This window comes from Acinetobacter sp. ANC 4216 (genome assembly GCF_004331195.1).
Taxonomy (GTDB): Bacteria; Pseudomonadota; Gammaproteobacteria; order Pseudomonadales; family Moraxellaceae; genus Acinetobacter; species Acinetobacter kookii.
This window is the reverse complement of record NZ_SJOC01000025.1, coordinates 1-16,527: the sequence shown is the minus strand read 5'-3', so window position 1 is coordinate 16,527 and position 16,527 is coordinate 1. Positions and strand designations below refer to the sequence as shown.

General features: G+C 35.5%; 19 protein-coding genes. 10 read left to right on the top strand and 9 right to left on the bottom strand.

Annotated features, from left to right (window positions below; all coding sequences use genetic code 11):
• Positions 1-188: 188 nt before the first annotated feature.
• On the top strand, positions 189-386 hold the full coding sequence (locus E0H88_RS15085; RefSeq protein WP_131274891.1) for a hypothetical protein: 198 nt from the start codon (positions 189-191) through the stop codon (positions 384-386).
• A 1-nt stretch (position 387) separates the two neighbouring features.
• Complete coding sequence (locus E0H88_RS15080) at positions 388-669, top strand: hypothetical protein (RefSeq protein ID WP_131274889.1); 282 nt, start codon at positions 388-390, stop codon at positions 667-669.
• A gap of 668 nt (positions 670-1,337) precedes the next feature.
• Here the strand turns inward: E0H88_RS15080 and E0H88_RS15075 are convergent.
• From E0H88_RS15075 to E0H88_RS15060, 3 genes are all read right to left on the bottom strand, one after another.
• Complete coding sequence (locus E0H88_RS15075) at positions 1,338-1,586, bottom strand: hypothetical protein (RefSeq protein WP_131274887.1); 249 nt, start codon at positions 1,584-1,586, stop codon at positions 1,338-1,340.
• Between the two features lie 821 nt (positions 1,587-2,407).
• Entirely contained in the window at positions 2,408-2,617 is a 210-nt protein-coding gene (locus tag E0H88_RS15065) for an antitoxin HicB (protein ID WP_213074933.1), read from the bottom strand.
• A 96-nt stretch (positions 2,618-2,713) separates the two neighbouring features.
• Entirely contained in the window at positions 2,714-3,835 is a 1,122-nt protein-coding gene (locus E0H88_RS15060; RefSeq protein WP_131274893.1) for a hypothetical protein, read from the bottom strand.
• 1,305 nt (positions 3,836-5,140) lie between these two features.
• Here E0H88_RS15060 and E0H88_RS15055 point away from each other — a divergent pair.
• The 3 genes from E0H88_RS15055 to E0H88_RS15045 all read left to right on the top strand — a co-directional run bounded on the left by E0H88_RS15055 (position 5,141) and on the right by E0H88_RS15045 (position 7,834).
• On the top strand, positions 5,141-5,365 hold the full coding sequence (locus E0H88_RS15055) for a hypothetical protein (protein ID WP_131274879.1): 225 nt from the start codon (positions 5,141-5,143) through the stop codon (positions 5,363-5,365).
• 1,537 nt (positions 5,366-6,902) lie between these two features.
• Complete coding sequence (locus E0H88_RS15050) at positions 6,903-7,544, top strand: AAA family ATPase (RefSeq protein ID WP_131274877.1); 642 nt, start codon at positions 6,903-6,905, stop codon at positions 7,542-7,544.
• Positions 7,544-7,834 (top strand): hypothetical protein, encoded by a 291-nt coding sequence (locus E0H88_RS15045; protein ID WP_131274875.1) that lies wholly within the window; start codon positions 7,544-7,546, stop codon positions 7,832-7,834. Before E0H88_RS15050 ends, E0H88_RS15045 begins: the two co-directional genes overlap by 1 nt.
• Before the next feature lie 607 nt (positions 7,835-8,441).
• On the opposite strand, the gene E0H88_RS15040 is transcribed toward E0H88_RS15045, so the two are convergent.
• The 6 genes from E0H88_RS15040 to E0H88_RS15015 all read right to left on the bottom strand — a co-directional run bounded on the left by E0H88_RS15040 (position 8,442) and on the right by E0H88_RS15015 (position 13,740).
• Positions 8,442-9,596: an IS4 family transposase gene (locus E0H88_RS15040; protein ID WP_131274873.1), complete on the bottom strand. Its 1,155-nt coding sequence runs from the start codon at positions 9,594-9,596 to the stop codon at positions 8,442-8,444.
• Between the two features lie 305 nt (positions 9,597-9,901).
• Complete coding sequence (locus E0H88_RS15035; protein WP_131274871.1) at positions 9,902-11,905, bottom strand: hypothetical protein; 2,004 nt, start codon at positions 11,903-11,905, stop codon at positions 9,902-9,904.
• Between the two features lie 12 nt (positions 11,906-11,917).
• On the bottom strand, positions 11,918-12,523 hold the full coding sequence (locus E0H88_RS15030; protein WP_131274869.1) for a PilW family protein: 606 nt from the start codon (positions 12,521-12,523) through the stop codon (positions 11,918-11,920).
• 5 nt (positions 12,524-12,528) lie between these two features.
• A complete protein-coding gene (locus E0H88_RS15025; RefSeq protein WP_131274867.1) occupies positions 12,529-12,906 on the bottom strand; it encodes a prepilin-type N-terminal cleavage/methylation domain-containing protein in 378 nt (125 codons plus the stop codon).
• Positions 12,884-13,351: a pilus assembly FimT family protein gene (locus tag E0H88_RS16230; protein WP_131274865.1), complete on the bottom strand. Its 468-nt coding sequence runs from the start codon at positions 13,349-13,351 to the stop codon at positions 12,884-12,886. The genes E0H88_RS15025 and E0H88_RS16230 overlap by 23 nt, the downstream gene beginning before the upstream one ends.
• A 14-nt stretch (positions 13,352-13,365) precedes the next feature.
• Positions 13,366-13,740, bottom strand: a complete 375-nt coding sequence (locus tag E0H88_RS15015; protein WP_068975488.1) for a type IV pilin protein — start codon at positions 13,738-13,740, stop codon at positions 13,366-13,368.
• A 208-nt stretch (positions 13,741-13,948) separates the two neighbouring features.
• Here E0H88_RS15015 and E0H88_RS15010 point away from each other — a divergent pair, with 208 nt between their 5' ends.
• The 5 genes from E0H88_RS15010 (at position 13,949) to E0H88_RS14990 (ending at position 16,199) form a co-directional block, all read left to right on the top strand.
• On the top strand, positions 13,949-14,194 hold the full coding sequence (locus E0H88_RS15010; protein ID WP_000246756.1) for a type II toxin-antitoxin system RelB/DinJ family antitoxin: 246 nt from the start codon (positions 13,949-13,951) through the stop codon (positions 14,192-14,194).
• Positions 14,184-14,477: a type II toxin-antitoxin system RelE family toxin gene (locus E0H88_RS15005; RefSeq protein ID WP_038349496.1), complete on the top strand. Its 294-nt coding sequence runs from the start codon at positions 14,184-14,186 to the stop codon at positions 14,475-14,477. The genes E0H88_RS15010 and E0H88_RS15005 overlap by 11 nt, the downstream gene beginning before the upstream one ends.
• Before the next feature lie 47 nt (positions 14,478-14,524).
• Positions 14,525-15,013 carry a hypothetical protein gene (locus E0H88_RS15000; RefSeq protein WP_131274863.1) on the top strand — a complete coding sequence of 163 codons (489 nt, stop codon included), beginning with the start codon at positions 14,525-14,527 and terminating at the stop codon, positions 15,011-15,013.
• Between the two features lie 534 nt (positions 15,014-15,547).
• Positions 15,548-15,904, top strand: a complete 357-nt coding sequence (locus E0H88_RS14995) for a type II toxin-antitoxin system RelE/ParE family toxin (protein WP_131274861.1) — start codon at positions 15,548-15,550, stop codon at positions 15,902-15,904.
• Positions 15,897-16,199 (top strand): helix-turn-helix domain-containing protein, encoded by a 303-nt coding sequence (locus tag E0H88_RS14990; protein ID WP_092818272.1) that lies wholly within the window; start codon positions 15,897-15,899, stop codon positions 16,197-16,199. The genes E0H88_RS14995 and E0H88_RS14990 overlap by 8 nt, the downstream gene beginning before the upstream one ends.
• The last annotated feature ends 328 nt before the right edge of the window (positions 16,200-16,527 follow it).

Here is a 16,527-nt window from a genome sequence, read left to right as displayed (position 1 = left end):
AATTGCATTTCGTATAATCGCCATTATGTTAAATGGCTAGATATTTAGATGAATAATAATGCTTTCAATTGGGTGAAGCTTGCAGAATCCTGCTGAATTTGTAATCCTTGCGCCCAAGGGTGTCTAGCTAAGCTAAGGCAGGTGTTTGTTGTAGTCGGGCCGCTACAATATTGATAAAGAGCGCCTGTATGTTTAATTTCAAGATTTTTAATAAAGTCTCTACGGAAGTATTGACGATAAAAAATGACCTCCAGCTTAATTCCGAACTGCAACTAATTAATAAATATAAAACTTCTATTTCCGAAGATTATAGGCAGGCTATTGTTTTAATCTTTAAAGAGCGTGGTTATTCATCTTTAGAGATCGGTCAACTATTGGAAGATTAAAATGTCTAGAATCCAAACTAGTGAATTATTTATACAATCTAGTAAGTTGTCCCTACTAGAAGTAATATTATTACAGTTAGCTAAAGACCTTCCAGAACATATTGAACCTCATGAGTTACTTTCAATTATACAGGAGCTGTTGAATACTAAATCTGAAGATGAAATCTATCAGAAATTAAATTTATCAACCTTAAAAAATAAATTTGAAAATGACATGGATTGGGAAGTATTTAAAAAATTATTAGGATTTACAGTTTTAAAAAATATCGTTATGAATCAATAATTGGCAAATCGACTGTACTATATTAAATTTAGTATTTCTAAAATTAACATAATACACCTTATACGAAATTTGATTGTGAGCCCCAAATAGAAATGTCCGGCTTTACTAAAGATAACACCCCTATCAGGATCTTTACATCACATGTGCAATATTCTTAAAGCTGCTGTATATCTAAACCATTTTCTATTAAGTCTAGATATATAGTTCGCGCTAGTGCAATCTGTGAATAAGCTGATTTTGACAACTTTAAATTTCGTGCAATATCAGCTGATGTTATTCGTAATTTATCAAAAAAATTACAATACTTAATGATCTGCAAAATAAGTGTTCTACAAAAATTGTTCCTTTTCGCGAGTCGTAATTCAAGTTTTATCAATTCATAAACTTTTTCTTCAGAAAGCATAATTGGCCTCACATTACAAAAAATCCATCTTATAGCATCTTAAAAAAACAATATAAATAATTGATTATAAAAATAATATTTTAAAAATATTTTTATAATAAGAAGATAAAACATTAGCAAAGTATTTCTATTTTTAGATAAAAAAACATTAGCAAAATGTTTATGTTTTAAACATGATGAGATGAGTTTAAGAGCAGGCAATTTATTTGAAATTTATAGCATATTTCTATTTGGGAATAACATTGAATATGAGTCCAAACTTACTTCATTTCCTATTAATTTTAAAAGTTCCACGACTAGCAAAGCGTTGAGCCAGATCAGGATTCCGGCCGTCCAAGTGTTTAACCAAGATTGGCACACCATTCGGTGTTTTACTCATTAAATTATCATTTTCTACATACAGCACTGTTCCACTTTGCGCTGTGGCAATAAAGCGGTCTCGAAGTATATTTGCGGCTTTGGCAGCAATATCTGCTTCATTGTCATCTTCATCAATTAGATCTACTGTTGACATAGTGCCGTACTCCCAATTAGCTGATATATGAATCATATTACAAGTCGGGTAGACAGGATAAAGAACTAGAAACCTTTCTACATATAATGCTCTGATCGACACACACAATAGCTTCTTTTCAAATCAAGGTAGGTATTATGTGTTATCTGAATTTTATTTTTAATTTCAATAATTTATAAATGTTAATGTTTGAGTTTTATTTTTACCATCTAAATACAATAATATTTAAAATCAAATACTTATATTTTATAAAAAATTTAAAGCTTAACATCACACATCATAGCTACCTAATTTGACTTAATCAGGTAGCTATGATGTGTGTTGGAATTAACCATCTTATTTAATTTCAGTACTTTACTAACAATTTAACTATCTATAATTTTGATAATTTTTTATGAAGCCAGCAATCATCCGACACAAAATTTCTACCCATTTTTAATCCTGGATATTTAAAATCTGTAGAGAGTTCGTCATTCAAAAATTTAGCTGCCAGAGAACCAAATGAATCATATAATTTTTCAGAAATTAGAAAAAATGAATAGGCACTGCAATACTTGTGCTAAAGCTTATGCACTTTTGACTCTGTTGACTCTAGTCACTTTTTTCATCTATTTTTTTAATCATTTCACATTAGAAATTCTCTTTACAGACCCAAATGCCCTATTACCGGCGATCAAAATGGAAGCGTTGGCACTTGGGATAATGCACATTTTTTACTGCTTCTTTTTCAAATATGTCGATAAAAAACTTCAAATATTCGGCTTAGATTCAAATAATCTAAATGAATACATCCAGCAGAATCAGGCATTTTTCCAAAAATATTAAGGTATGGCTTCTCCAGTGGAACTCATGTCTTGTAATACATCAAAAACAAGTCTCTCAATGCCTGAGCGTGCTTTATCAGGGGCTGGATCTAACCAGGACAGCGAAGGAAATTCGGCACAAAGGCCAACAAATTCTCCATCTTCGGCGGACCATTTCACGCTAAATGAGTAACGGGCTTCAATCTTAAAATCGAAAAAAGCTTTCATATATTTTGCTGCGTGTTTGGCCTCACTCCTCAAATCGTCAATTTCTTGGCAGCTGAGATAATCATCATCATCAGGATATTTCGGCATAGTTCACCTTTAGTCTTTAGTTTTTTGCTTGTTCTGTTTGTTCAAATAGATCTGATCTGCATTTCTACACGCCACTTCAAACTCTTTCATATTGCAATTTTTTTTGGCTGTAAATCTTACATAGTGAAGATTCTTGGGAAAATACATCTGGTTCAGTTTCTTCTGTGCCGGATCTCGAGCATTGAGGATTGATCTCATCCTGGCCTGTAAAGTGCCGATTTGATGACGTGTTCCATGAAAGTTTCCCTTGGAACTGAACCTGAAGGTGGCTTCTTTCAAACGGTCAGCTTTTTCAGTAGAAATTAAATCAAGTTTTTTATTCAACTCCCAGGTAGCTGATTGCATAAACTCCTCTGACAAATACCAGGTGAATCTGATCTTTTTTTGAGAATACCGCTGAAAAAACTCCAGATGTTTTTTACGAACGCCACGTAACGCAGCGGCCAGCGCTTTCAACCGCTCGTTATAGCTCACCTCATCATTAAACTGAATCCCAAATCTCCGCAATAAGAATTCACTCACTGATGCCTGATTCCAATGCGTATGTTCATTCTCTAAAAAAGCAAAGCCAAAAATACGTTGAATACTTGCAAAACGCCTTTCTTCAAAGGCATCAAAAGGCTTAAACAGCCGGTAAACGTGCTTCCGGTTGCTATCAATGGTTTTCATCTGCTTCGCGTGCACATTAAAAATCACGCCAAAACATTCCGGATGATAATAGACCCGAGAAAACTGCGGTTTAAGATCCATAAAATCGATGTACTGTCCAAGTACATAAGGACCGAAGCGTAGTAGTTTTTCTTTTTTAGTCGTCAAGATACTATTCAGTTTTTGCTTGCGTAGCATACTCGAATTCTGAGCCAGTATTTCTTGTAGCGTCAGCTTACTTCTTCGTGCTTCACGATAACCGGTGCTGAATAACCAGAACTGGAACACCTCACTTTTTGCCGGATCATAATTGATCACAAGACTCCACACAGGCTCCCCGTAGTCTGATTTTTTCTTACGCTCGTGCTCACCAAGATCAAGACCATATTCCAGAATCAGCTTCGGAATCAGGTTTTGAAACTTGGAAAAAGGCACAACATCAGAAAACCAGAACTTTGCTTTTCCATTAGAAACGCACTGCATGAGACTGAGCAGGCAGTCATTTTTTGTTGTTGTGTAGTAGATCATAAATCAACCAAAACGTGTGTTTTTTGCGGAAAGCATAAAAGTGTATCTTTGATTTTAAAGATGAACAAAACCATTTTTCACTAAAAATGGTTTTTTTTAAAGCGAAGATGGGTTTTCTGTAAATAAGAGTTCCTGTGGACCCGAGCAAACAGTTGTTTTTAGGTTTTTTGTGGCTTATTCTGTGCCTGCCAAATATGAATTTTTCGGGTGAATGTCATTAGTATCTTTCCCGAATTTTTCTAGACCCTTGTCGTTGCGGTTTTATGTGTATACGTCAGCCAACGTATACTAAAACTCGCAAAGCTGCGTGCGTCCGAAAGGTAGCTGGCGCGGCTATGACGGGCACTAGGTGGTGAAATTCCGCTTATTGACCCAATCCTGACTGCATATAAACGCAGGGCTGCTTTTAAGCTCACCCGTCGTAAATATGTAATCTATGTAATAGTTGGGCGACATAGAAACGGGAATCTAGGCGACTAGATCAAACCCTGTCTAATGGAGAGTGTGAGTAACTTCAAGGATTGAGAGTTGCGTTAACAACACCTATTTCATGCTTCAATTTTTACGAAGGGCATGATGTATGGCGCACAGGTGGGCTGCTGAGAATATCGCGAGGTATTAGGGAGTTGAGGAGAAATCTGGAAACTTCGGTACTCAAGGATTGACTTGAATGACCTGTCGAGATGACATTTCAGGTTAGTTGGTGAGATCGCTGGATAGCTCAAGCCTGTAACGGTGACACGTAAAAGGTAATGTCATCAAGATATTAAGACTGCATTGATTAAGTTCATTGTGGTCTTTTTTATTATTGGTGTATGCATTATTAAGTATGTTGCTTTGCGTAGATCAAGTGCTTTACCCACGATGAAGTCGAATAACGGTGAATAATACGGGTTTTTGGAACTCTTACCGTAAAAAACTGGAAGGCTGTTATTTTCCGGAGTGGATAGGCGTACTGATCGTTTATTAATACTGGTTTACCTTTATTAATGAACAAAGACCATTATGACTAATATGGGAATCTCTCAAGTCGATGATTATACAAGGTGGCTCCTTGATATAGACTTTTGAAGCGAAAACCTGCCTTGAGTGGGGAATAAGTTTTGATTCATGAGAGAGGGAGAATTGTTGAGTAGATTCTGTATCAGACAATGATACAGATCCAGTCACTTCGAGCGAATAAAAACGTAAGCGGTGATGAAGCGAAAGACAATGCGGGAAATATTTAAAACCACTGACAAGGGTTTTTTAAAGTGAGGTGTGGCAGCCTCGGTATCTATGAAATGGTACAAACTTTTTTGGCGTGGAAGAAAATCAAAATTATTATTGCAATTATTAACGTGGCTGTTGGTCGTTGTGATATTTGATGATTATTCAGTAAGAAGCATGAACGGTGGCTCCGTTGTTGGTTCACGCCAACCAAATATCTTAGTTATTAATCCAAACTTTAAAGTTGAATTAATCGCTACTAGCTATTTTTTTTAGCGGTGACGTTATTAGGCAGTAAGGTTGTTTTACTAGCGGAATAGTGTTTTAGCGGTGACGTATTTATTTCTGGAATTTTCATCTAGCGGTCCAAATGTGACTAAGCGGTGACGATCGAAAATAAAGGTTTAAATACTAGCGAACCTGTACTTAGCGGTGATGGAAAACATCCTGCTTTGTAACTAGTGGAAAAGTGGTATTAGGAAGTCGTAGTTGTGGAACTAAAACACAACCGAAGTTTGTATCAAACTTAGTGGAGATGACAGTCGGGCATAAGCTGTCTGAACGGTTTGAGATTCGCTTCCTTTGCCTGGCAAAGAAAATGTCGCAAGTTGATAACTGTGAAAACGTACCAATACGTTCTATTGGCGTTAGGCGGTTACGTGAAACTCCAACATAAGCCCTGTTCCAAGTTTATTGGACAGGGCTTTCCTATTTTGCGCTCATTTGTGTTTTAAGCCACTTTTTCACAAAAAGCTAATGAACATCATAAAAATCTGTAACGGAGCTAAAAACCCTATTTTTTTGCGTTTAAACGTTATATTTAAAATCACTTAAAAGAATGCTCCTAATCTACTAAATGCTCTCACTCTCTCAACGTTCACCACACCCCTCGCTTTGCTTGGGCTGATGGTGAACGTTGAGAGAGTTTCGGCAATACTCACCCTAAGAGCTTGCAAAAAATTTGCTTGCTCTTAGAGTATTGCCTGTACACCTTTTGGGCTGACGGAGCCACGCATCGGTCGTATCTGCAAAGGGTAATTGTGCTTTCCCTTATAGGCTGAGATTACGATTCACACACCGCATCGACACGTTCTCAAACCAACTGAACCTAACTATCTCCGCAAGGGTTTCCCCAATTTACGATTTAAGCCAAGTATTCAGCTACTCATCACGTTGTTGCTTTGTCGATTTCCCCTAGTAGCAACTCTTGCTTTATCCATATAAAACAATCGCTGTGGTGCGCTAGCGTCGCTTAATCCTTCCACCCACACCACATACCAACCGTACAAAACGGACACGCAGAAGCAGGCAAAGCTCGATTTCGGATACTTATTTGATGAAAAAAAACACTTAACTAACGAAGACTTATCATTTGGGGCTTGATATTACTGCACATAACAGTGAAAATAGAGTTCAGGTACAAGCCTTGTGTGAAATCATAACGGTCGCCAAACCTTATGATCTTCGTTATTCGATGTTGGTAGCATCAAATAACTGCGTACCGCTGAATATAGAGCCCTGCTTGACTTCTGTCAAGCAGGGTTTCTTTATTTTTTTAACTATAAAAAATATTAAATATTAAATATTTAAATTAAGTATTCTATATCTGCGGTATATGGTGTAACTCTAATATATAGGTCAGTTTTGACATAGAATATATGCTGAATTTTATATTATGTGCGTCAAACAAATAATAAATAGAATGGGTAAATTAAATAACTGAACTCTCACTAAGGGCACCACCCAACTTGCTAAGTAGCGTAAGGTTGATTAAGATTAATCATTAAATAAGTTACGTAAGTTACATAATAAAATGATTATTTTAGTCGGTGGCGAAAAAGGTGGTTCAGGTAAAAGTTGTTTGGCACAAAACCTAGCCGTTTACCTTCAACAAAAAGAAAGGGATATATTACTTCTAGACGCAGATCCACAAGGTACAACTACCGACTGGATTAAAGAAAGAGATGAAAACTCTGATTTAAGAAATATTCCATCAGTTCAAGCTTCAGGAAATATTCGCCAAGTCCTTGATGATCTCTCTAGACGTTATCAAGACATTATTATCGATGCTGGTGGCCAAGACTCAGAGGCTCTCCGTTCGGCAATGACAATCGCCAGTCATATGCTTTTACCATTTCGCCCTAAACGTAGAGATTTAAAGACTCTGGTACACGTAGAGCAGCTCATTAAATTAGCAAAAGCTGTTAACCCAGAATTAGTCACTAAAGCAGTTATTACTCAATGCCCCACGCTTCCTAGTCAAGCTCAACGTATTTTAGACGCTAAAGATGCTTGTGAATCTTTTGGGCTAACAGCTCTCAATCAATTCACGACAAATCGTAATGTATATGATGATGCAGATGAAAATGGATTATCAGTTTTTGAAGTGGATTCTGATCCTAAAGCAAAAGCTGAAATTGAGAGAATAGTTATAGAGTTTTTAGGAGAACTATGATGGCTTTAAAGGGTCTCAAAAAAGCTGATCAAGATACTAAACAGCAAGACATAGATAACTTCATAAGCGGTGCATCTAAGCGGGTTAAAACATTAGAAAAGTCTCAACAAAAATATCTTAGATTGACATTTTCTTTAACAAAAGATGTCGATCAAGAAATTGATGATCTTCTCGTTGATTGTAAAGTAGCCCGTGTCAATAGATCTATTATTGTGAAAGCTGCAATTCATCATTTACAACAGCTTCCAAAGGATGAGCTAAAAAATCTTATCTTAAAAGAATTAAATTAGATAAAATTTATTAAACTTACGTAAGTTATTTAACTTACGTAAGTTTAATAACTTAATAAATTTTTCTTGTATTTTGACATTTCCTACCACACATTATTTAAAAAATATATTAATTACAAATACTTATAACCATACCATCTGATTTACCTTAAATATTAATAAATCTGTAAATTAGGCATTAAAAACTCATATATATAGTAAAAAATAGGCTAATTTTCCTATTTTAAGTAAAAAATAGGTCATTGGATCAATAAATCCATCAAAAATATTACTTAACTTACGTAAGTTAAGTAATATTTTTGATGGATTTTGACATTTCTTCCCACGTGAGATTTTAAAATCATATCTTACAAACACTTAGAATATAGTCAGTATTAGATATGATGTCATTTCTAATTAAAAATATCTAAATTTTAAGCAACTATCTTTTTTGTATTCTATAAGGTACATTTTTATTGTGAACTCAATATCTATCACCAAAGTTTTTGAATAAGACCCCAGCTTTGATACTGTTATTAAAGTAGTTAAAGCACTAAGTTTGCGCTTAGAAATTTAATAAAAAATCAGTCAAAAAAGGAAGCTTATAGCCACTGCTGTCCCACAAATATCACAAGAAGAACCTCAATTGAGGTTCTTCTTGTTTTCGCCATTTTTTATCAGGCACAAAGAGTGACCTTAAAAGTTTCCTTTCAAATAAATTGACCTGAATAATTCGCAATAAACGCTGAACACTCCATTCTTCTTGTGCCATGTGTTTAGCGAAGTTCACCAGCAAATAGGCGATTAATGCAATCCATATTTGCGTTTGTATCGCATTGCGGCTTCGACCGAGAAATGACTTCAGTTTTAAATTCTGCTTGATGGCTTTAAAGAATAACTCAATCTTCCAGCGGTCTTTATAAATTGCAGCAATGGTGGATGCTGCCAGATGAAAGTTGTTGCTCAGAAATTCGAATGTTCTTTTCTTATCTGTATCATAAAACTCTATACGTCTTAATAATTTAGGTGCGCCTCTTTTCTTGGCATGCGCACTGCTCAATTCAATACATTCATCCGCAATAATGCCTTTAGTCGCTAATACGTTGCGGCTTGATTTAACTTGATAAACTGTCTTTGGGCGTAGCCGAGTTACGAAGCTGACTTTCTGATGTGTCAACTGAGCAAACCATTGATAATCAACATATCCTTTATCAAAGACGATAATGCTGCCAGCAGGAAATTTAAATGCTCTGCCTTGCACCATATCATTTTCAATACCATCCCCAAGCGCTACAAATTCAGGAATGGTATTGCTGTGATTTAAGCCAACACTGAGTTTAATACTGGCTTTGGATTCATGCACTTTTGCCCATTCGCACAATGACAGTGAAAGATCAATATGACTGGCATCTAGTGAATACAGCGGATTCTTGAATCTAAATTTATGTGCAGTTTTAGAGTTTTCACAGCGCTGAAGCAGCTGTGTGAACAATTGCTGATACAGGCTGGCGGGCTGTTCTTCGTTGAGTCTTGCTAAGGTGCTTCGCGCAATTCTTTTGGCGCCAAGATGATAGAGCTTTTCCTGCTGGGATTCGAGATTGGATTGAATGTCTCTTAAGCTTTGCCGACAAGAAAGTTGGGACATTAATATGGCAACAAACTGATCCCAGCGGGTGGCTGATCTTAATTTTTGCCCAGAGTGGTGCAGTTTAGCCAGACGTTCAAAATCTTGTCTTAAAATGGGTTTGAGTAATTGATGAAATACGGTATTCTGATGTGACAAAACCTGAGTCCTTTATAGTTAAAGTGTTTGTTTGCACTCATATTTTAACTATTTAGACTCAGGTTTTTTTATTTAAAGCAAACTATGGGACAGTAGTGGCTTATAGCTCCCATTTTTGACTTCGTATAACGTGTATTATGTTAATTTTAGGGAAATTTTTGATAAGTTTTGAGGAATATTAGGAAGTGAAGTTTAATTTAATTGCTTGAATCTACAATATGGAATTGAGTAAGGAATGATTTATAAAGAGATCTATCAATTCAAAAATGCCAGCTAAATAGTTTTAGCTGGCAAAAATGGAACCCTTATAAATATCGTGCCCATTTAACTGTAGCAGTCGTTGTACCAGAACCAGTTGATGTAGAACCTGAATTTGAACCATTTCCACCTGTTGAAAAGTCAGGATGATCTTTTAAGCTAGATAAATCAATCGTTGTTGAACCTGTAAATTTAGATCCTTTTTTTGTATCACCAAGACCTGCTGCGGATAAAGAACCAACGATTAAACTTTGACCAGACGTATTTAAAAGGTTACCTGCAATCACATTACCATATACTGTAGACTGTGCCCCAAGAGAGATGTCACCACCTGAATAAGTAGATTGACATAAAGTCACTGTTGTAGCATTGGTACAAGAGCCTGCTAATAAAGCAATATTACCAATGGCTGCAGGAATTAATGCTGTACTTGAACTGCATAGATTTGTTGGTCGACCAAAACTTGTGCTATTACAAACCTTATTCGCTCCTGCATAGTTCGGGGCCTCCAAAGTAATAGATGTACCGTAGTCAATACTTCCTGTAGATAAAAGGGTATTAGCATATTTACCCTGTTGTGGTTTCAGATCACCCTTAAATAAAAACACACCTGGTGCCAAAGACGGATTTTGACCACTATTGTCCTTTAACGACCATGATCCGCCACTATAAGAAATCACACTGTTCCATGAACCTGTATTTGGTGGATAAATATAACCTACAGAAGTACCTGTACAAAATCCCTGTTGGTTTATTTTAGAACAAAGTTGACCAATATAATCATTATAATTTAACGTATATTTTGCAATGTAATAAGTGCCTTTTGGAATTCCATCGACATTCTGTACAGTAACAACTATATTTTTGTTACTGTCAACATCAACAATATAATTGGCTTGTGACTCATAACTTAATGCATTTACAAGAGGCTTATTTGGTGCTGTCACAGTTAATAAAGCACCTGTCGCAATGACTGAGTTCGAACCAGCCTGAACATTCGAACCAGTTGGGCAGGATACAAATGAAGCAGCTTTTAATAAGCTAAAGTTAAACCAATCTGTTGATACACATGTAAGTTTTTGCTCACTGATTACATTAGAAATTTTCCCCCATGTAGTTAAATTGACATTTCCTTTTGATTGGATCTTATCTACTGTACTACCTCCACCACTAACATTTACATAACTACCGGCTGTCAATGTTTTTGCTGAAGTACCACCACCAGAAACATCTATATAACTTAATGTCGTTGCACTATTCAGACTCCCATTACTAATTGTGATATATTTATCTGCATATAAATCACCTTGTGTACCACCACTTTTAATATCTATCCATCCTTTTGCTGAAATCAATTGAGCCGATGAACCGCCTTTTAAGGTCACATTTCCATTTGAATAGATATTGTTAATTTGCGCCTGACTATCTAAATTCACATTACCTGTAGTAGTTAAAGTATCAATTCCTTTTAAACCAATACCACCTGTTGAAAAATCACCATAAACATTAATTCCAACTTTTCCCGTACCATTTTGGCTAAATGTAACCCCTCCCGATAAGTCCAAGTCACTATAAATATCCATAGCCGAAGTAGTTCCCGTTCCACTTCCACTTCCACTTCCACCTGATGACGATGTAGAAGGGACAACATTATATAAAACACGGATACTAGATGCGGCTAGCGATGTAGAACTTATGTTTTTAATCGTTGCAATGATTTGATAAGGATCTGTACTATTTGTTGGAGCAGTAATTGTATCAATCGAGGCAGTTATACCAGAAAGTCCGATCGCTGCACTTCCTGTTTGTAAGCTGTCAATCTGAGTTTTATTTAAACTTTCAAAATATTTTCGTAAAAGTTCAACACCTATCCAAGCTCCAGATTGAGCATTGGTAACTGCATGGTTAGCCACCTCTGCATGCTGTTTCGCTCTAATATAATAAGCTGTTCCCAAAATAGTAACAGATAAAACAATACCTACTAACATCACAGTTAATATCGTGGCTATGCCTTTCTGCGAACTTAAACTTGGCTGAAATTTATTTATCATCACAGTACCCTATCAAGATGTAATGTTTGACAAGCAAACTGGAAAACTGAATGTATTTGCTGTAATTGTTAATTTAGAATGAGAGGCTGCTGTACCTATGCCATATGGAGCACATGTTTGCGTGGCTAAATTGAAGCTAATTGTTGAAGCGCTTGGTAAGATAGCTAAAACTCGATCAACTGTCCAAGTTAAGCTATCTAAATTACTTGTTTGAGCACATGAGTTTGCTTTGAGTAAAATCAGCTTTGTTTGGTTATTATTTAAGACACTGGCTATACCCTGACATGTTAGTGTATTAGGGGTATTGATCGTTGTATAATAACGCCATAAGACAGCCTTTTGACTTGCTACACTAATGCTATTATCCAAAGCTAAGGTACTTGAAGTGATTAATACATTTGTTCCTGAAGAAAAGCCAAAACCTGCATTTTGTGCCAACATTTGAGCAAGCGTTAAACCATTGAATAACTGTGTGTCTTGTTGAGCATTTTGTTGGGAGTCAACACTTGTTGTTACAATAGCTTTGAATAATGTTAATAAGGCAATTAAACATAGCATTGAAATAACTAAACCAACCATTAAACTAATGATAGTCAATCCCTTTTGAGTATATCTCATAACAGTTACTCCCCCACCTTCACTTCACCACCCAAAGAACTATCGGTTACACTTAAGACAGTTTTTGTTATAGTGACATTTGCCCCTTTCACAGTCGTAGCTTGATTTGTACAGGTTACTGTCACATTTAGACTTTGATTATTTATAGTAATATTAGGAGCAGGTGTAATACCACATAAACTACTACCAGACTGTAATAACACCCTTAATTGATTAACTGCTATTTGCTGGATATTACTTTGTCGATGAGCCTGCATAATTTTACCAATACTAAGCGCACCGCCTAAAGCAATAATGCTGGTTAAAACTAATGCAACAAGTGCCTCAAGCAAAGTTGAGCCTTTTTGATAATTATAGTTATTAATTAAATGTATATGTTTCACTGAGGCTACCATTTTTAATAGTTAAAACTTTATCTGTAGTACAAGGTGAAGTATTTTGTTGGTCACCTAAATGCCCAAATGCAATACAATTTAAAGTCGTACTAGATACATCTTTTATTTGAACATTTGCAGGGATTTGAAAACTATAAATAGAAGTTGAAGTACAACTTGCAGAGGCACTAGATGTTGGCTTATATACAGATAGAGTATTATTACTATTTAAACATATTTGAGATGCAGCAGAATTATCTGTAAAACCACGCTCATTTCGAATAGAAGTAGATTTTGCTAGACTAATAGCATTTGCTAAAGAAGCAACAGTTTTGGTTATTTCTGCTTGTTTAACCCAGTTAACCGTAAGTGCTGTACCAGCAACTGCCAATATACCAAGAATAGCAACCACAACCATCATCTCAATCAGTGAAAATCCAGAAGCACGGTTCATAGATACCTCTAAACTCAATATGTATCACACGATGTTGGAGAAGATGAAGTATTGCTCATTGTCAAAGTACAATTATCTTTAGTAGCTGTAATCGTATATGCCCCTGCTGTAGAATTTACCTTGTAAGAAAAAATCGTTTCACTTGGATTCCATGAACTAAATGCAGTTTTGGTAGTTGCTGTATTTGATGTAGTTTGTACTGGATAACTAAGTGTTCTTTGATATGTATTTTCTAAAACCAGACTCAAAGCAACTAGATCAGATTGGGCCGCTTTAATATGTGCTTTCTTCACATAATTTGAATAACTAGGAATAGCAATGCTAGCAATAATTGCCAATATCACAATAACAATCATCAATTCTATTAGAGTAAAACCTTGGTTATTCATAAAAAAGACTAAAAACAATATAAAATAACAATATAAAGCATATGACTAAATAAAACATTAAGAATTATTGACTAAATAGCTACCAATTTTGTAGCCACTTTAAGTTAAAAATCACTATCGATTTAACATAATGGCTGTTATACGAAGTCGACTTGTAATGCAATTTGCATTACACTACTCCTAGTACATTAAATAACTGGGAGATATGATGGCTACTGTTAACTTCAGGGTCGATGAAGCCCTTAAAGAAAAATCCTATTCAATCCTTAAAGAACAAGGTATTGCACCTACAGATTTCTTTACTAGTATTCTTGAGTATGTTGCTACGACTGGGAAACTACCTGTCAAAAAAGCTTTGCTTTCAGAAGAAGACGAAGAATTATTAGCTCTTGTCCGTAAGCGCATTAATGACCCTAAAGAGATGTTTGAGGAAGTCACATTAGATGACTTATAAGCTTTTACGTCACAAGGACTTTACAGCAGAATGGGAAAGACTCCCTGTTGCTATACGAGATCAATTTAAGAAGAAACTAGCCAAAGTCATAGAGCAGCCACATATTCCAAAGAATATGCTTAGAGGCGATCTTGCAGGTTGCTATAAAATTAAATTATTAAAAGCTGGTGTCAGACTTGTCTATCAAGTTAAAGATGATCAGGTAGTTATCTTGCTCATCACAGTCGGGAAACGAGCTGATAGCATAGTTTATGACGAAGCTAAAAAGCGCATTAAAGACTAAAAATGGGAGCTTATAGCTCCCATTTTTGCATTCGTATAACGTGTATTATGTTAATTTTAGAAGAATTTAAAAATATGTATATAGATTTTTCAGCACCATTAACTCAATATAATTTAGAAAATGGGAATATTCTTAATGAATATCAAATAGGTGAGACTTTAATATATATTGAGTTTCATGCGGATAATCAATTTTTAGAATTTCATCAGAATATCAAAAGAAACTATTTATCTGATTATAAAAATATTTCTAAAATCAATGAATTTTCTCATAATTTGTTTTTGATTAAAAATATGAAATATAAAGATATTTTTGAAAATATAGATAAAAAAATTACTTGCTTAAAAGTCTATAGTTTTCGTTATTTTATGGACAAAGATTATATTGAATATGATTGCTTTATTAATCATGATTTTGTAGAGCTAATAGAAGGTAATCTTCTATATGAAGATCTCTACGAGGCCTTGGACAATACTCAAATTTATTTAAAATTTAAGGATAAAATAATTACAGAAAGCACAAACCCCTCTATTTAACATAATGGCGATTATACGAAATGCAATTTTAAATATTTTTACTTATCAAATACTTAAACCAATAAAACCGAAATCAAAAAGATTAAAAAACGCACGATTTAACAACTCGTGTGTTTTTTAAGCAAATTTGTAATGTTTAGCCAATAGAATCGTCTAAAAAACGCTCAATTTTGGCATTTTTTCCCCGTTATCAAGCTTCCAGGATATGAAATTATCCCCAATTTCTGCGGATAAACCTGGGACAGTTTTTAGCCGGTCTTGTACGCATATGCTCACAACAATTCCGGCCCTTTGCGGCTGTCCAGGCGCCTGAAATTTTTCTATGATGGATTCATCAGGAACAGGAAGTTCTACACAATAATAAGAACAACGATACGCACAAGGATAGTAAGGTACGACAGGAGTTATACCGAGCGAACCCATACGAAAAACCCCGGCAAGATACCAGGGTTTTTTATTGCCTATCATTTCTCATTTGCAAAACAAGCATAATGCTCCTAAAATATAGACTATAATCTATATTTTGGTTGTGGTATGTGGACAGTCATTACGACAGATCTATTTAATCAGTGGCTTGAACAGCAAGACGAATCAACACAAGAGAAGGTTCTGGCTGCCCTGGTTGTTCTACAGCAGCAAGGACCAAGTTTAGGCCGCCCTTTAGTAGATACCGTCTATGACTCTAAATTTACCAACATGAAAGAGCTTCGTGTTCAACATCGAGGTAAACCACTGAGAGCTTTCTTCGCATTTGATCCATTACGTCAGGCCATTGTGCTATGTATTGCTGATAAAGGCGGTAAAAAACGATTCTATAGAGAGATGCTGGCAATTGCAGACCAACAATATGAACTTCATCTCTCAACATTAGGAGAACAATCTAATGGCTAAAACTTTGCAAGAATTATTAGCTAATCGCTCTCCAGAGAGCCAAGCCCGTATTCAAAAAATGGCAGATGAATTACTGCTAGAAAATCAGCTTCATCTTATTCGTGAAGAACTCGAAATTTCTCAAAAAGAGCTTGCTGAAACTTTGGGAATAAAACAGCCATCGCTTTCAGCAATAGAAAATCGTGGCAATGATCTTAAGATTTCAACCATGAAAAAGTATGTTGAGGCAATGGGCGGGAAGCTCCGTATTGATGTAGAGCTTCCAACAGGAAAACATATAGGATTCAATGTTTAACAATAAAAATGGGAGCTAAAGGCTCCCATTTTTAGATTCGTATAATCGCCATTATGTTAAATGGCTAGATATTTAGATGAATAATAATGCTTTCAATTGGGTGAAGCTTGCAGAATCCTGCTGAATTTGTAATCCTTGCGCCCAAGGGTGTCTAGCTAAGCTAAGGCAGGTGTTTGTTGTAGTCGGGCCGCTACAATATTGATAAAGAGCGCCTGTATGTTTAATTTCAAGATTTTTAATAAAGTCTCTACGGAAGTATTGACGATAAAAAATGACCTCCAGCTTAATTCCGAACTGCAACTAATTAATAAATATAAAACTTCTATTT

Excerpts from the sequence above, each read along its gene's own strand:
- E0H88_RS14995 (WP_131274861.1), top strand. The coding sequence starts at position 15,548 with ATGTGGACAGTCATTACGACAGATCTATTTAATCAGTGGCTTGAACAG.
- E0H88_RS15010 (WP_000246756.1), top strand. The coding sequence starts at position 13,949 with ATGGCTACTGTTAACTTCAGGGTCGATGAAGCCCTTAAAGAAAAATCC.
- E0H88_RS15080 (WP_131274889.1), top strand. The coding sequence starts at position 388 with ATGTCTAGAATCCAAACTAGTGAATTATTTATACAATCTAGTAAGTTG.
- E0H88_RS16230 (WP_131274865.1), bottom strand. The coding sequence starts at position 13,351 with ATGAACCGTGCTTCTGGATTTTCACTGATTGAGATGATGGTTGTGGTT.
- E0H88_RS15060 (WP_131274893.1), bottom strand. The coding sequence starts at position 3,835 with ATGCAGTGCGTTTCTAATGGAAAAGCAAAGTTCTGGTTTTCTGATGTT.
- E0H88_RS15050 (WP_131274877.1), top strand. The coding sequence starts at position 6,903 with ATGATTATTTTAGTCGGTGGCGAAAAAGGTGGTTCAGGTAAAAGTTGT.
- E0H88_RS15085 (WP_131274891.1), top strand. The coding sequence starts at position 189 with ATGTTTAATTTCAAGATTTTTAATAAAGTCTCTACGGAAGTATTGACG.
- E0H88_RS15015 (WP_068975488.1), bottom strand. The coding sequence starts at position 13,740 with ATGAATAACCAAGGTTTTACTCTAATAGAATTGATGATTGTTATTGTG.
- E0H88_RS15035 (WP_131274871.1), bottom strand. The coding sequence starts at position 11,905 with ATGATAAATAAATTTCAGCCAAGTTTAAGTTCGCAGAAAGGCATAGCC.
- E0H88_RS14990 (WP_092818272.1), top strand. The coding sequence starts at position 15,897 with ATGGCTAAAACTTTGCAAGAATTATTAGCTAATCGCTCTCCAGAGAGC.
- E0H88_RS15065 (WP_213074933.1), bottom strand. The coding sequence starts at position 2,617 with ATGAAAGCTTTTTTCGATTTTAAGATTGAAGCCCGTTACTCATTTAGC.
- E0H88_RS15000 (WP_131274863.1), top strand. The coding sequence starts at position 14,525 with ATGTTAATTTTAGAAGAATTTAAAAATATGTATATAGATTTTTCAGCA.
- E0H88_RS15075 (WP_131274887.1), bottom strand. The coding sequence starts at position 1,586 with ATGTCAACAGTAGATCTAATTGATGAAGATGACAATGAAGCAGATATT.
- E0H88_RS15030 (WP_131274869.1), bottom strand. The coding sequence starts at position 12,523 with ATGAGATATACTCAAAAGGGATTGACTATCATTAGTTTAATGGTTGGT.
- E0H88_RS15045 (WP_131274875.1), top strand. The coding sequence starts at position 7,544 with ATGGCTTTAAAGGGTCTCAAAAAAGCTGATCAAGATACTAAACAGCAA.
- E0H88_RS15005 (WP_038349496.1), top strand. The coding sequence starts at position 14,184 with ATGACTTATAAGCTTTTACGTCACAAGGACTTTACAGCAGAATGGGAA.